The organism is Phenylobacterium sp. (assembly GCF_036263695.1).
Lineage (GTDB): Bacteria > Pseudomonadota > Alphaproteobacteria > Caulobacterales > Caulobacteraceae > Phenylobacterium.
This window is the reverse complement of sequence record NZ_DATAGM010000026.1, coordinates 1-13,054: the sequence shown is the minus strand read 5'-3', so window position 1 is coordinate 13,054 and position 13,054 is coordinate 1. Positions and strand designations below refer to the sequence as shown.

Genomic DNA, 13,054 nt, shown 5'->3' with positions numbered 1-13,054 from the left:
CGCGTGCTGCAGCTGTCGCTGGGTCAGGTGGACCGGCTGGCCAAGATGGTGCCGGCTAACCCCGCCAACCCGGTGACCCTGGCCCAGGCCATCCAGATCGAGCCGCGCCTTCGACAGGCCCGAGACGAGGACGAGGCGGTCGCCCAGCTGCTTGACGTTTCGCTGCAGCTGGAGGGCCTCTACCGCAACGCCTCGACCCACGCCGCCGGCGTGGTGATCGGCGACCGCCCGCTCACCCAGCTGACGCCCCTCTACAAAGACCCCCGCTCGGAGCTGCCGGCCACCCAGTTCAATATGAAATGGGTGGAGAGCGCCGGCCTGGTGAAGTTCGACTTCCTGGGCCTGAAGACCCTCACCGTCATCGACCGGGCGCTGAAGCACCTGGAGAAGCGGGGCGAGGTCGTCGACATCGGCAAGCTGCCGCTGGACGACCAGAAGACCTACGACCTGATGAGCGCGGGCCTGACCGTCGGCGTTTTCCAGCTGGAAGGGCAGGGCATGCGCGACACCCTGCGCCAGCTGCGCCCGGGATCGATCGAAGACGTCACCGCCGTGGGCGCCCTCTACCGCCCGGGGCCCATGGACAACATTCCGGCCTTCATCGACTGCAAGTTCGGCCGCAAGCCCATCGACACCCTGCATCCCTCGCTCGAGCCGGTGCTGAAGGAGACCTACGGCATCATCGTCTACCAGGAACAGGTGATGCAGATCGCCCAGATCCTGGCGGGCTACAGCCTCGGCGAAGCCGACCTGCTGCGCCGGGCGATGGGCAAGAAGAAGAAGGAGGAGATGGAGCAGCAGCGCGCCCGCTTCGTCTCCGGGGCGGCTGAGAAGGGCGTCTCGCCCGAGCATGCCGGCGCCATCTTCGACCTGGTGGACAAGTTCGCCGGCTACGGCTTCAACAAGTCCCACGCCGCCGCCTACGCCGTGGTCAGCTACCAGACCGCCTGGCTGAAGGCGAACGCGCCCGTCGAGTTTTTCGCCGCCTCGATGAGCCTCGATATCGCCAACACCGACAAGCTGGCGGTCTTCTATCAGGACGCCAAGCGGTTCGGCGTGAAGATTCGCCCGCCCTGCGTGAACCGCTCCTTCGCCGACTTCGAGGTCGAAGGGGGCGAGGTGCTCTACGCCCTCGGCGGGATCCGCAACGTCGGCCTGGCGGCCATGGAGCATGTGGTCGAGGTGCGCCGGGAGGGCGGGCCGTTCCGCGACATCTTCGACTTCGTCGAGCGGGTGGACCCCAAGCAGGTCAACAAGCGCACGTTCGAGACCCTGGCCCGGGCCGGCGCCTTCGACGCCATCCATCCGAACCGCGCCCAGCTGATGGCCGCCTCCGATCCGCTGATCGCCTACGCCCAGTCGGTGGCGGCCGAGCGGGTCTCCTCCCAAGCCAGCCTGTTCGGCGCCGACCAGGCCGAGGCCGCCCGGCCGCGGATGCCCAAGGCGGACCCCTGGACCCCGACCCAGCGGCTGGACGAAGAGCTGGCGGCGGTGGGCTTCTACCTCTCCGGCCACCCGTTGGAGGATATGGTCGAGGCGCTGCGCCGCCGACGGACCGACCTGCTGACCGACGTCATCCCCAAGGCTGAGGCCGGCGCCGAGGTGTTCCGCATGGCCGGCGTCGTGCGCCGCAAGCAGGAGCGGGCCAGCCAGTCCAGCGGCGAAAAGTTCGCCTTCGTCACCTTCTCCGACCCGACCGGCGAATACGAGGTGCTGTTCCCGCCGGAGTCCCTGCGCCGTTGCCGGGACATGCTCGAGCCCGGCAAGGCCCTGGCGATCAAGGTCCGCGCCAAGGCCAAGGACGGGGAGGTGCGCTTCTTTGGCGACGACGCGGAGCCGGTGGACAAGGCCATCGAGAACGCCGTCGCCGGCGTGCGGGTGCACATCGCCCCGCGCAGCGCCGAGATCGACGCGCTCAAGCGTCGGCTCGAGGGCCTGAACAACCCCCGTGGCGGCGAGATCGTGCTGGTCGCCGCTCTGCAGCCCGGCCGCGAGGTGGAGGTGAAGCTCCCAGGCCGCTTCACCTTGGACGGCCCGGTGCGCGGCGCCCTGAAGACCGCGCCCGGCGTGATGTACCTCGAAGAGCTCTAGGGCCGGCGCCGCGCGGTCTGGCGTCGCACCGGCAGTGAAATCCACAGTTCATAGCCCCTGCGTAATTGCCCCGGCGGCGGGGGTGGCCCATTCCAAGGGTATGGCTCGACTCGCTCCTCTCCTCGTGGCCGGCGGCGCGTTCGCCCTGTCGGCCGCGTTCGCCCACGCCCAGACCTCCCAACCGGGCCCGTCGCCCTACGCCGGCCCGGCCCCGTTCGCCGCGCCCGCCGCCCAGGCGACGCTGCGCGGGGCCCTTGAGGCCGCCCGGGCGCGCAACCTGACGCGCGCCCGCGAGATCCAGGCGCGTCTTCCCGACCCCGTGGCGCGGCGCATCGTCGACTGGGCGCTGGCCGACATTTTCGGCCCGCAGCTCGGCGAGGCCGAACTCCACCACCTCTCGGCCTCCCTGCTGGAGTGGCCGCGCGCGGACGCCCGGCGGCAGGCCATCGCCGCCCAGCTGCCCAAGGGGCCGATTCCCTACTCGGCGCTGGGAAGCTCGTCGGCGTCCGGCGGCGGCGGGTTCAACCAGCGCCGGCGGCGGATGAACGACGCGCTGCGAATCGGCGACGCCTCGGGCGCCTACCAGGCGATCGCCGCCCACGGAATGGCGCCGGGCGGGGTCGACTACGCCGAGGCGGAGTCCTTCGCCGGCTGGCTGGCGCTCAACAAGCTGAAGAATCCGTCCCTCGCGCTGCAGCACTTCACGCGCCTGGATGCGGCGGTGAAGAGCCCGGTCAGCAAGGCCCGGGCCGCCTATTGGCAGGGGCTGGCGGCCGAGGCGCTCGGTCAGCGGGAGCGCGCCCGGGCCTTCTTCGAGGCCGGCGCGCAGCACAACACCACCTTTTACGGCCAGCTGGCCGCCGAGCGGGCCGGCCACCGGGAGATCGTGCTCACCCCCGACCCGACGCCGACGCCGGCCGAGCGGGCCGCCTTCGAGAGCAAGGAGTTGATCCAGGCCCTGACCCTGCTCGGCGCCGCCGGCGAGCGCGAGCTGGTCCGGGTCTTCGCCTTGCACCTGGGCGAGCAGGTGGAAAGCCGCGCGGAACTGGCGCTGCTGGTCGACAAGCTGAAGGCCATGGGCGAGCAGGAGGTGTCGCTGCTGGCCTACCGGCGCGGTGCGCAGAAGGGCTTCATCCTGCACGAGCGCGGCTACCCGCTGCGCACGCCGCCGGCCGGCGCCCGCGACGTGGAGCCGGCGCTGGTGCTCTCCATCGTGCGGCAGGAGAGCCAGTTCGATCCTCGGGTCCGCTCCAGCGCCGACGCGCGCGGCATGATGCAGCTGCTGCCGGGCACCGGTCGCGAAGTGGCGCGCAAGATCGGCGTCGCCTGGGACGAGAGCCTCTTGTGGGATCCGGATCACAACATGCGCCTGGGGACAGCCTACCTGGGGCAGCTGGTGGGCCGATTCAGCGGCAGCTATGTGCTGGCCACGGCCGGCTATAACGCCGGACCCGGCCGTCCGGCCCAATGGGTCCAGTTCTGCAGCGACCCGCGGGCGTCGGGCTCTGACCCCATCGACTTCCTGGAGTGCATCCCGTTCAGCGAGACCCGCACCTACGTCTCGAACGTGATGTCGAACCTGCAGATCTACCGGGCCCGGCTGAACGGCGGCCGCGCGCCGCTGACCCTGTCGCGGGACCTCCGCCGCGGCGCCTGGTCGGCCACGGCGGCGAGTGCGGGCGCCTCGGCGACGGGCGCGCCGTAGGCCGCATTTTCCCTCGCTCCACGGGGAGGGTCGAGTCGGCGCAGCCGAGCGCGGTGGGGGACTCTCGTACGTCGAGGCGCCCCCCGCATGGCCCTCACTTCCCAGCACGTCTCGCCGCTGCGCGCCGATCCACGCTCCCCATGAAGGGGAGTGAAGCGCACGACCCTTGCTTTTTCGCCGCTTAGGGCCTATCTGCCCGCCCCATCACACACGCAGGCGTTTGGCGATGCGCGGGGAGACATCCCGCTCGTTTCCATTCCGGGCTCCGAAAGGAGTTTTGGCCTGCGGAGGCGCACCGGAAAAAGGAGCATTACCTATGGCGCTTCCCGACTTCTCCATGCGTCAGCTTTTGGAAGCTGGCGCTCACTTCGGCCACCAGACGCACCGGTGGAACCCGAAGATGGACCGCTTCATCTTCGGCTCGCGGTCGAACATCCACATCATCGACCTGTCGCAGTCGATCCCGCTGCTGCACCAGGCGCTGGTGAAGGCCCGCGACGTGGCCGCCGCCGGCGGCCGCGTGCTGTTCGTCGGCACCAAGCGCCAGGCCTCCGAGCCGGTCGCCACCGCCGCCAAGCGCTGCGCCCAGTACTACGTGAACCACCGCTGGCTGGGCGGCACGATGACCAACTGGCGGACCGTGTCGCAGTCGATCGCCCGCCTGCGCGAACTCGAGGGTCTGCTGGAGGGCGGCGAAGGCCCGGGCCGCACCAAGAAGGAGCTGCTGCAGCTCACCCGCGAGCGCGACAAGCTCGAGCTCAGCCTCGGCGGCATCAAGGACATGGGCGGCATCCCCGACCTGATGTTCGTGATCGACACCAACAAGGAAGCGATCGCGATCCAGGAAGCCCGGAAGCTGAACATCCCGGTGATCGCCATCCTCGACACCAACTGCGATCCGGACGGCATCACCTTCCCGATCCCCGGCAACGACGACGCGGCCCGCGCCATCCAGCTCTATTGTGACCTGATGGCCGACGCGATCCTCGACGGCCTGGCCGCCGGCCAGGTGGCTTCGGGCGTCGACATCGGCGCCGCCGAAGCGCCGATCGAGCCGACCCTTGCCCGCGAACTGGCCGCCGACCAGGCGACCCCGGGTGCGGACGAGGGCGTCGAGCAGGCCAGCGAACAGCCGGCCGAAGCCCAGGCGGCTGAAGCCCAGTCGGCGAGCTGACATCAAACCAACGTAAGGGCGGGGTCGTCCGGGCCCCGCCGGACCGCTAACCCATTTGAGGAGCCGACCATGGCGGAGATCACCGCTCAGCTGGTCAAGGACCTGCGCGAGAAGTCCGGCGCGGGCATGATGGACTGCAAGAAGGCCTTGCAGGAGAACAACGGCGACGTCGAAGCGGCTATGGACTGGCTGCGCACCAAGGGCCTGTCGAAGGCCGCGAAGAAGTCCGACCGCGCCGCCGCCGAAGGCGTCGTGGCCGGCCTGATCGCGCCCGACGGAAAGTCCGGCGTGCTCATCGAGCTGAACTCCGAAACCGACTTCGTGGCCAAGAACGACAAGTTCCAGCAGGCCGCGCGCGACATCGCCCAGGTGGCGCTGACCGTCGAAGGCGTGGAGGCCATCTCGGCCGCCAAGACCGCCGGCGGGGAAGTGGTGTCGGACCTGGTCACCAACCTGATCGCCACCATCGGCGAGAACATGCGCCTGCGCCGCTCGGCCCGCCTGACGGTGGGGCAGGGCGCCGTGGCCCTCTACCTGCACAATCTGGCGGGCGAGGGCGTGGCCAGGCTCGGTGTGCTGGTGGCGCTGGAAGGCGCCGGCGACCAGGCGGCGCTGAAGGACGTGGGCCGCCGCATCGCCATGCACGTGGCCGGCACCCCGACCCCGCCGCTGGCGCTCACCTCCGACGAGCTCGACCCCGAAGTCGTGGCCAAGGAGCGCGAGATCCAGACCCAGACCGCGATGGAATCGGGCAAGCCCCGCGAGATCGCCGAGAAGATGGTCGAGGGCCGGATCCGCAAGTGGCAGGAAGAGGTCGTGCTGCTGAAGCAGCCCTTCGTCATGAACCCGGACCAGACTATCGAGCAACTGATCGCCGAGACCAGCAAGCAGGTGGGCTCGCCGGTGGCCGTGAAGGGCTTCGTCCGCTTCGCCCTTGGCGAGGGCGTCGACCGCGGCCCGAGCGGCGATTTCGCCGCCGAAGTGGCCCAGCTGACCGGCCAGGCCTAGCCTCCGGTTCAGGCCGTTCTATAAGGGCGCGGCGCGCATCGACGCGCCGCGCCCTTTCGCTATCCTGACGCCCGCCGACTCGGAGCTGCGATGCCTGCCGACCCGCCCCGCTACAAACGCATCCTGCTGAAGGTTTCCGGCGAGGCCGGGGCCGGCGGCGAAGGCTTCGGCATCGATCCCAAGACCCTCGACCGGGTCGCCGCCGACATCGCCGAGGTGGTGCGCGAGGGCATCGAGGTTTGCCTGGTGATCGGCGGCGGCAACATCTTCCGCGGCGCCCTGCTGGCCGAGAGCGGCATGGAGCGGGCAAGCGCCGACTACATGGGCATGCTGGCGACAGTGATGAACGCGCTCGCCCTGCAGGCCAGCCTGGAGAAGATCGGCGTCTTCACCCGCGTGCAGTCTGCGATCCCGATGGAGGCCATCTGCGAGCCCTACATCCGCCGCCGGGCGCTTCGGCACCTGGAGAAGGGCAGGGTGGTGATCTTCGCCGCCGGCCTGGGGGCCCCGTTCTTCACCACCGACACCCCCGCCGCGCTGCGGGCCGCCGAGATGGGCTGCGACGCCCTGTTCAAGGGGACCAGCGTCGACGGCGTCTACACGGCCGACCCCAAGAAGGACCTGACCGCGACCCGCTACGAGCAGCTGAGCTATCAGGACGTCCTGGCCAAGGATCTGAAGGTGATGGACGCCTCGGCCATCTCGTTGATGCGGGACAACCACATCCCGATCGTGGTGTTTTCCATCCGTGAGCGCGGAAATCTGCTCAAGGTGCTGAGAGGCGAGGGAGTCTACACCACCATCGCCTGAGGCCGGCGCGCGTTTCGGCATCGCCCGCCGCGCGTTTTGTCCATAGGTTCTATGAAGTCGGCCGGTTCCTGCACCGAAGCTGCACATCTTCGGCGCGGGACCGGTCTATAGCTCGCAAGACGTGAGGAGCGCCCATGGCCACCGTCGAGAAACCGGTGCTTTCGAAGTACAAGGATCGCATGGACAAGGCGATCTCCGTCCTGAAGGAGGAGTTCGCCAGCCTCCGCACGGGGCGGGCCTCGTCGAGCCTCCTCGATCAGGTGCACGTCGAAGCCTACGGCTCGTCGATGCCGCTCAACCAGGTGGCCGCCGTCACCGTGCCCGAGGCGCGGATGCTGATGGTCAATGTCTGGGACCGCGGGATGGTGGTCTCGGTGGAGAAGGCGATCCGCGCCTCCGGCCTTGGCCTCAATCCCGTGGTCGACGGTCAGAACCTGCGCATCCCGATCCCGCCGCTCACGGAGGAGCGCCGCAAGGACCTGGCGAAGATGGCCGGCAAGTACGCCGAGCAGCAGCGGGTGGCGGTCCGCAACATCCGGCGCGACGCCAACGACGACCTGAAGAAGGCGGAGAAAGCGGGCGTCATCAATCAGGACGAGCTTAAGCGGATGGAGGCCGAGGTCCAGAAGATCACCGACCAGGAGATCAAGCGGATCGACGAAGCCTTGAAAACCAAAGAGCAAGAGATCATGCAGGTCTGAGGCCCTCCCGGGCTTCCCCTTCAAAAGGACGAGTTCGCCCATGGCCGGCGGCAAACGTGGAGAGCCGAAGAGCGCGGCCCCGTCGGGCGAGGCCGGCGCGGGGCCGGCGCTGCACGTCGCGATCGTGATGGACGGCAATGGCCGCTGGGCAAAGCGTCGCGGCCTGCCCCGGACCCTGGGCCATCGGGCGGGCGTGGAGTCGCTCAAGCGCACCGTCTCGGCGGCCCCGGAGCAGGGGGTGCGCTGGCTGACGGTGTTCGGCTTCTCCACGGAGAACTGGAGCCGGCCGGCGGCCGAGGTGGCCGAGCTGATGGCCCTGCCCAAGCGCTATTTCGAAACCGACCTGGCCCGCCTCGAGCGGGAAGGGGTGCGGGTGCGGGTGCTGGGCCGCCGGGAAGGGCTGTCGGCGGAGCTGGTGAAGATCATCGAAGAAGCAGAGCAGCGCACGGCGCACAACGACCGCTTCTTCCTGCAGGTGGCGTTCAACTACGGCGGCCAGGCCGACATCGTCGATGCCGCCCGGCGCTTCGCCCAGCAGGTGGCGGAAGGGCAGGCGCGACCGGAGGAGCTGAGCGAGGCGGCGTTCGCGCGGCTGCTGGCCACCGGCGGCGCGCCGCCGCCGGACCTCGTCATCCGTCCCTCGGGGGAGCGGCGGCTGTCGAACTTCCTGCTTTGGGAATCGGCCTACGCCGAGTTCGTCTTCCAGGACGTGCTGTGGCCCGACTATGGGCCCGAGCATCTGAAGGCGGCCATCGAGGAGTTCCAGACCCGCGAGCGGCGGTACGGCGGCGCCGTAGCCGATGACGTGCTTGCCGCAGGCTAGACGCTTCGATTGGTCGAACCTGGGCGTACGGGCGGTTTCAGCGCTCGTGCTCGTGCCGTTGGTGTTGGTGGCGGTCTGGCTGGACGGCATCTGGTTTCTGCTGCTGATGAGCGTCGGCGTCGCCCTGCTGGCCATCGAGTGGGGGCAGATGACCGCTCCGCAGGCGCCGGTGAGGATCTCCGCCGCGGTGACCGCGGCCGTGCTGTCCTGCCTGTTCCTCGTCTATCAGGACCAGACCCCGCTCGCCTGGATGGCCATGATCATCGGCGCGGCCGCCGCGGCGCTGATCGCCCGCGGCGTCGCCGAGCGACCGGCCGATGCGGTGTTCGGTGTGGTCTACGTCGCGATCCCAGCGGTCTGCCTCATCTGGCTGCGCGACAAGCCGGAAGGTCAGTGGTGGACCTATTTCCTGTTCGCGGTGACCTGGGCGGCCGACATCTTCGCCTTCCTGGTCGGCAGCGCGCTGAAGGGGCCGAAGCTGTGGCCCAAGTTCTCGCCCAACAAGACCTGGTCGGGGTTCGCAGGCGGCCTGGTCGGCTCGATGGCCACGGGCGCGGTCGTGGCGGCCATCACCCCGCTGCACCTGAGCCTGCCCGCGGCGGCGGTGATTGGGCTGCTCGGTGGAGCCGCCACCATGGCCGGGGATCTGTGGGAATCGATGCTCAAGCGCCGCTTCGGCGTGAAGGACTCCGGCGACCTGATCCCCGGCCATGGGGGCTTGCTGGACCGGGTGGACGGGCTGATGTTCGCGGCCGTGGTGCTGGCCGCCGCACGATTGGTGGATTTCGGATGGCATTGAACCTGCCGCGGCGCGTCAGCGTCCTGGGCTCGACGGGCTCGGTGGGGGTCTCGACCCTCGACCTGTTCGAGAAGGCCGGCGTCGAGGTCGAGATGGTCGCGCTGACCGGCGGCCGCAACGTCGAGCGGCTGGCCGAACAGGCGCTGCGCTGGCGCCCGCAGATCGCGGTCATCGAGAGCGAAGCGGCGCTGCCCGAGCTGCGGGACCGGCTGAAGGGTTCCGGGATCGAGGTCGCCGCCGGCGCCGCGGCCCTGGCCGACGCCGCCTCGGCCGAGGTGCAGTGGGTGATGAGCGCCATCGTCGGCTTTGCGGGGCTGGCGCCCACCCTGGCGGCCGCCCGCGCCGGGGCCGTCGTCGCCCTGGCCAACAAGGAAAGCCTGGTCTGCGCCGGCCCGGCGCTGCTTCGCACCGCGAAGCTTGCCGGCGGGGCCGTCGTGCCGGTGGACTCCGAGCACTCGGCCATCTTCCAGGTGCTGGACCCCAGCTGCGCCCAGCATGTGGAGCGGCTGATCCTGACCGCCTCGGGCGGGCCGTTCCGCGGAGCCAGCCGCGAACAGATGCGCGCGGCAACGCCCGAGCAGGCGCTGGCCCACCCCAACTGGAGCATGGGCGCGAAGATCTCGATCGACTCGGCGACCATGATGAACAAGGGGCTGGAGGTGATCGAGGCGGCCTACCTGTTTTCCATGCCGCCGGAGCGGGTCTCGGTGCTGATCCACCCGCAGTCGATCGTGCACAGCATGGTCGAGTACCGCGACGGCTCCACCCTGGCCCAGCTGGGCCCGGCCGACATGCGCGCGCCGATCGCCTGCGCCTTCGCCTGGCCCGACCGGCTGCCCTGGCCCGCACCCAAGCTCGACCTGGTGCGCGACGGGCCGCTATCCTTCGAAGAGCCCAACCTGGAGCGCTTCCCGGCGCTGGCGCTGGCCAAGCAGGCCCTGGCGATGGGGGGCGGCGCGCCGGCCGCGCTCAACGCCGCCAACGAGGCGGCCGTGGGGGCCTTCCTTGACCGCAGGATCGGCTTTCTCGATATTGCCGCCACCGTGGCCGAAACGTTGGAGCGCATGGAGCGGACGGGCGCACTGACATCGAACGGCGGCGACGCCCTGGAGAGCGCCAGATCGACCGATGCGACGGCGCGCCACGTGGCCGCCGGGGTCATCGGGGGTCTAGGCCCTCACTAGGCCTGATGGAGTGGTCCGCCTGATGCTCGACTTCCTGCAAACTGCAGCCTTCTACGTGGTGCCCTTCCTGCTCGTTCTCGGGCTGGTGGTGACCGTCCACGAGCTCGGCCACTTCTGGGCGGCGCGCGCGCTGGGGATCAGCGTCGATCGCTTCTCGCTGGGCTTCGGCAAGGCCATCGCGCAGTGGAAGGACAAAGCCGGTGTCGAATGGCGCATCGGGTGGCTGCCGCTCGGCGGCTACGTCAAGTTCTCCGGCGACGAGAACGAGGCCAGCGTGCCCGACCAGGACCACCTGGAGGCGCTGCGCCGCGAGCTGATCGCCCGCGGCGACGAGCAGGCCCTGAACGGCTACTTCCAGTTCCGGCCCGTCTGGCAGCGGGCGGTCGTCACCGCCGCCGGGCCGATCTCCAACTTCATCCTGGCCATCGCTATCTTCGCGGCCATCGCCGGTTTCGTGGGCGAGCCCTACACGCCCGCGCGGGTCGGATCCGTGCTGCCGGCCTCGGCGGCCGCGGAGGCCGGCTTCCAGCCGGGGGACCTGGTGCTGGAGGTGGACGGCGGGCGCATCGAGCGCTTCCAGGAGCTCGAGGTCGCCATCAAGCTGCGCTCCGACACCCGCACCAGCTTCCTCATTGAGCGGGACGGGCGCCAGCTGCTTATCCAGGCCACCCCGCGCCGCCAGGACATCGTCAACATCCTCGGCCGCACCGACCGTCTGGGCGTGCTCGGCATCCGCAGCGACCCGTCGGTGGAGCTGAGGCGCTATGGCCCGATCGAGGCGCTCGGCCGCGGCGTCGCCCAGACCTCGGCGACCATCAAGACGACCCTGTTCTACCTCGGCCGGCTGTTCACCGGGCGCGAAGGGCCGGAGCAGCTGAGCGGACCGCTCGGCATGGCCCACCTGTCGGGCGACCTGGCCAAGCTGACCCGCCAGCAGGCGCCGGACACCGAGACCTTCATCGCCAACCTCGGCCTGCGGATGATCAACCTGGCCGCTGTCATCTCGGTGGGAATCGGGTTCATCAACCTGCTGCCGATCCCGGTGCTGGATGGCGGCCACCTTCTGTTCTACGCCTATGAAGCGCTCGCCCGCCGCCCTCTTGCCGCCAAGGTTCAGGCTGTAGGCTACCGTGCAGGTCTTGCGCTGGTGCTCGGATTGATGTTGTTCGCCACCTGGAACGATCTGCAGCGCCTGCGAGTGTTCTCAATCCTCGGCGGCCTGGGCACGTAAAGCGGCCCGGCCCCTTTTCCAGTGACGGCTGACCTGATGCAACGATCCCGCGCCCGTAGCGCCGCGCTCGCCTCCGGACTGGCGGTGCTCTGCGCCTCGACAGCCCTGACCGCGCCGAGTCTGGCCCTGGCACAAGAGCCCGCCGCCCCACCGGCCGCGCCCCCTGCGGAGGCTGCGCCACCTGCGGCGGCGGCGGCCCCCGAGGCGGCCCCGTTCGCGAACACCGGCGTGGTCTCGCGGATCATCGTCCAGGGCAACGAGCGGATCGAGCAGAGCACCGTGCTCTCCTACCTGCCGATCCAGCCCGGCGAGACGGTGGATCCGGTCAAGATCGACACCGCCCTTAAGGCGCTGTTCCGCACCGACCTGTTCGCCGACGTGCGGATCGACTTCGCGAACGGCGATCTGACCGTGCACGTGGTCGAGAACCCGATCATCAACCGGGTGATCTTCGAGGGGAACCGTGGCCTCAAGGAAGACAAGCTGCGGGAAGAGGTGTCCATCCGCCCGCGCGGCATCTTCACCCGCGCCCGCGTACAGCAGGACGTCCAGCGGATCATCGAGCTCTATCGCCGGTCGGGCCGCATCTCGGCCCAGGTGGAGCCGAAGGTCGTCGAGCTGCCCCAGAAGCGGGTGGATCTGATCTTCGAGATCGACGAGGGGCCCAAGAGCGGGATCCTGCGGGTCAACTTCCTGGGCAATCAGGAGTTCTCCGACAACGACCTGCGCGACGTCGTCGTGACCGAGCAGAGCGCCTGGTACAAGTTCTTCTCCAACAACGCCAACTACGACCCGGACCGGCTGGAGTACGACAAGGAGCAGCTGCGCAAGCACTACCGCAACCGCGGCTTCTACGACTTCCGCGTCGTCTCCGCGGTCGCCGAGCTGGCCCCGGACAAGAACGGCTTCGTGGTCACCTACACGGTGGACGAGGGCCCCGAGTACAAGTTCGGCAAGGTCGAGGTCGAGACCGAGCTGCAGCGCCTCAACAAGGAAGCCCTGACGGCGCTGCTGCCGATCCGCACCGGCCAGACCTACCAGGACGAGGCCATCGAGCAGGCCACGGACTCGCTCACCTTCGCGGCCGGCGCAGCCGGCTTCGCGTTCGTGGACGTGCGGCCCCGCTACTCGGCCAACCCCGAGACCCAGACGGTGGACGTCAGCTTCCAGGTTCGCGAGGGGCCCAGGGTCTACGTCGACCGCATCGACATCGTCGGCAACACCCAGACGCTGGACCACGTGATCCGCCGCGAGATGAACGTGGTGGAGGGCGACGCCTACAACCGCGTCCTCGTGGACCGCTCGCGCAATCAGATCCGCGCCCTCGGCTTCTTCAAAGAGGTCGAGATCGAGGAGCTGCCGGGCTCGGCGCCCGACCGGACCACCCTGCAGGTCAGCGTCCAGGAGCAGCCCACCGGCGAACTGTCGTTCAGCGCCGGCTACAGCTCGGTGGACCAGCTGGTGCTGGACCTTGGCGTCACCCAGCGCAACTTCCGCGGCCGCGGCCAGGATCTGCGCGCCCGGCTGT

General features: G+C 69.5%; 11 protein-coding genes. All 11 read left to right on the top strand.

What is annotated here, in order from left to right:
- Positions 1–2,091, top strand: a 2,091-nt coding sequence (gene dnaE / locus VHK87_RS00975) for a DNA polymerase III subunit alpha (protein ID WP_329633028.1), incomplete at its 5' end; no start/stop codon positions are given.
- Between the two features lie 100 nt (positions 2,092–2,191).
- Complete coding sequence (locus tag VHK87_RS00970; RefSeq protein ID WP_329633027.1) at positions 2,192–3,796, top strand: lytic transglycosylase domain-containing protein; 1,605 nt, start codon at positions 2,192–2,194, stop codon at positions 3,794–3,796.
- Positions 3,797–4,112: 316 nt separating this feature from the next.
- Positions 4,113–4,970: a 30S ribosomal protein S2 gene (gene rpsB, locus VHK87_RS00965; RefSeq protein WP_329633026.1), complete on the top strand. Its 858-nt coding sequence runs from the start codon at positions 4,113–4,115 to the stop codon at positions 4,968–4,970.
- A gap of 69 nt (positions 4,971–5,039) precedes the next feature.
- Complete coding sequence (tsf, locus tag VHK87_RS00960; protein WP_329633025.1) at positions 5,040–5,978, top strand: translation elongation factor Ts; 939 nt, start codon at positions 5,040–5,042, stop codon at positions 5,976–5,978.
- Between the two features lie 90 nt (positions 5,979–6,068).
- A complete protein-coding gene (pyrH, locus tag VHK87_RS00955; RefSeq protein WP_329633024.1) occupies positions 6,069–6,788 on the top strand; it encodes a UMP kinase in 720 nt (239 codons plus the stop codon).
- Positions 6,789–6,922: 134 nt separating this feature from the next.
- Complete coding sequence (frr, locus tag VHK87_RS00950; RefSeq protein ID WP_329633023.1) at positions 6,923–7,489, top strand: ribosome recycling factor; 567 nt, start codon at positions 6,923–6,925, stop codon at positions 7,487–7,489.
- Positions 7,490–7,529: 40 nt separating this feature from the next.
- On the top strand, positions 7,530–8,312 hold the full coding sequence (uppS, locus tag VHK87_RS00945) for a polyprenyl diphosphate synthase (protein WP_329633022.1): 783 nt from the start codon (positions 7,530–7,532) through the stop codon (positions 8,310–8,312).
- Entirely contained in the window at positions 8,290–9,111 is an 822-nt protein-coding gene (locus VHK87_RS00940) for a phosphatidate cytidylyltransferase (protein ID WP_329633021.1), read from the top strand. Before uppS ends, VHK87_RS00940 begins: the two co-directional genes overlap by 23 nt.
- Complete coding sequence (gene dxr / locus VHK87_RS00935; RefSeq protein WP_329633020.1) at positions 9,102–10,295, top strand: 1-deoxy-D-xylulose-5-phosphate reductoisomerase; 1,194 nt, start codon at positions 9,102–9,104, stop codon at positions 10,293–10,295. Before VHK87_RS00940 ends, dxr begins: the two co-directional genes overlap by 10 nt.
- Before the next feature lie 22 nt (positions 10,296–10,317).
- Positions 10,318–11,526, top strand: a complete 1,209-nt coding sequence (locus VHK87_RS00930) for an RIP metalloprotease (RefSeq protein WP_329633019.1) — start codon at positions 10,318–10,320, stop codon at positions 11,524–11,526.
- A 36-nt stretch (positions 11,527–11,562) separates the two neighbouring features.
- Positions 11,563–13,054 (top strand): outer membrane protein assembly factor BamA (gene bamA / locus VHK87_RS00925; protein ID WP_329633018.1); only part of this gene is annotated, 1,492 nt, incomplete at its 3' end.

Excerpts from the sequence above, each read along its gene's own strand:
- pyrH (WP_329633024.1), top strand. The coding sequence starts at position 6,069 with ATGCCTGCCGACCCGCCCCGCTACAAACGCATCCTGCTGAAGGTTTCC.
- rpsB (WP_329633026.1), top strand. The coding sequence starts at position 4,113 with ATGGCGCTTCCCGACTTCTCCATGCGTCAGCTTTTGGAAGCTGGCGCT.
- tsf (WP_329633025.1), top strand. The coding sequence starts at position 5,040 with ATGGCGGAGATCACCGCTCAGCTGGTCAAGGACCTGCGCGAGAAGTCC.
- dxr (WP_329633020.1), top strand. The coding sequence starts at position 9,102 with ATGGCATTGAACCTGCCGCGGCGCGTCAGCGTCCTGGGCTCGACGGGC.
- VHK87_RS00930 (WP_329633019.1), top strand. The coding sequence starts at position 10,318 with ATGCTCGACTTCCTGCAAACTGCAGCCTTCTACGTGGTGCCCTTCCTG.
- VHK87_RS00970 (WP_329633027.1), top strand. The coding sequence starts at position 2,192 with ATGGCTCGACTCGCTCCTCTCCTCGTGGCCGGCGGCGCGTTCGCCCTG.
- uppS (WP_329633022.1), top strand. The coding sequence starts at position 7,530 with ATGGCCGGCGGCAAACGTGGAGAGCCGAAGAGCGCGGCCCCGTCGGGC.
- frr (WP_329633023.1), top strand. The coding sequence starts at position 6,923 with ATGGCCACCGTCGAGAAACCGGTGCTTTCGAAGTACAAGGATCGCATG.
- VHK87_RS00940 (WP_329633021.1), top strand. The coding sequence starts at position 8,290 with ATGACGTGCTTGCCGCAGGCTAGACGCTTCGATTGGTCGAACCTGGGC.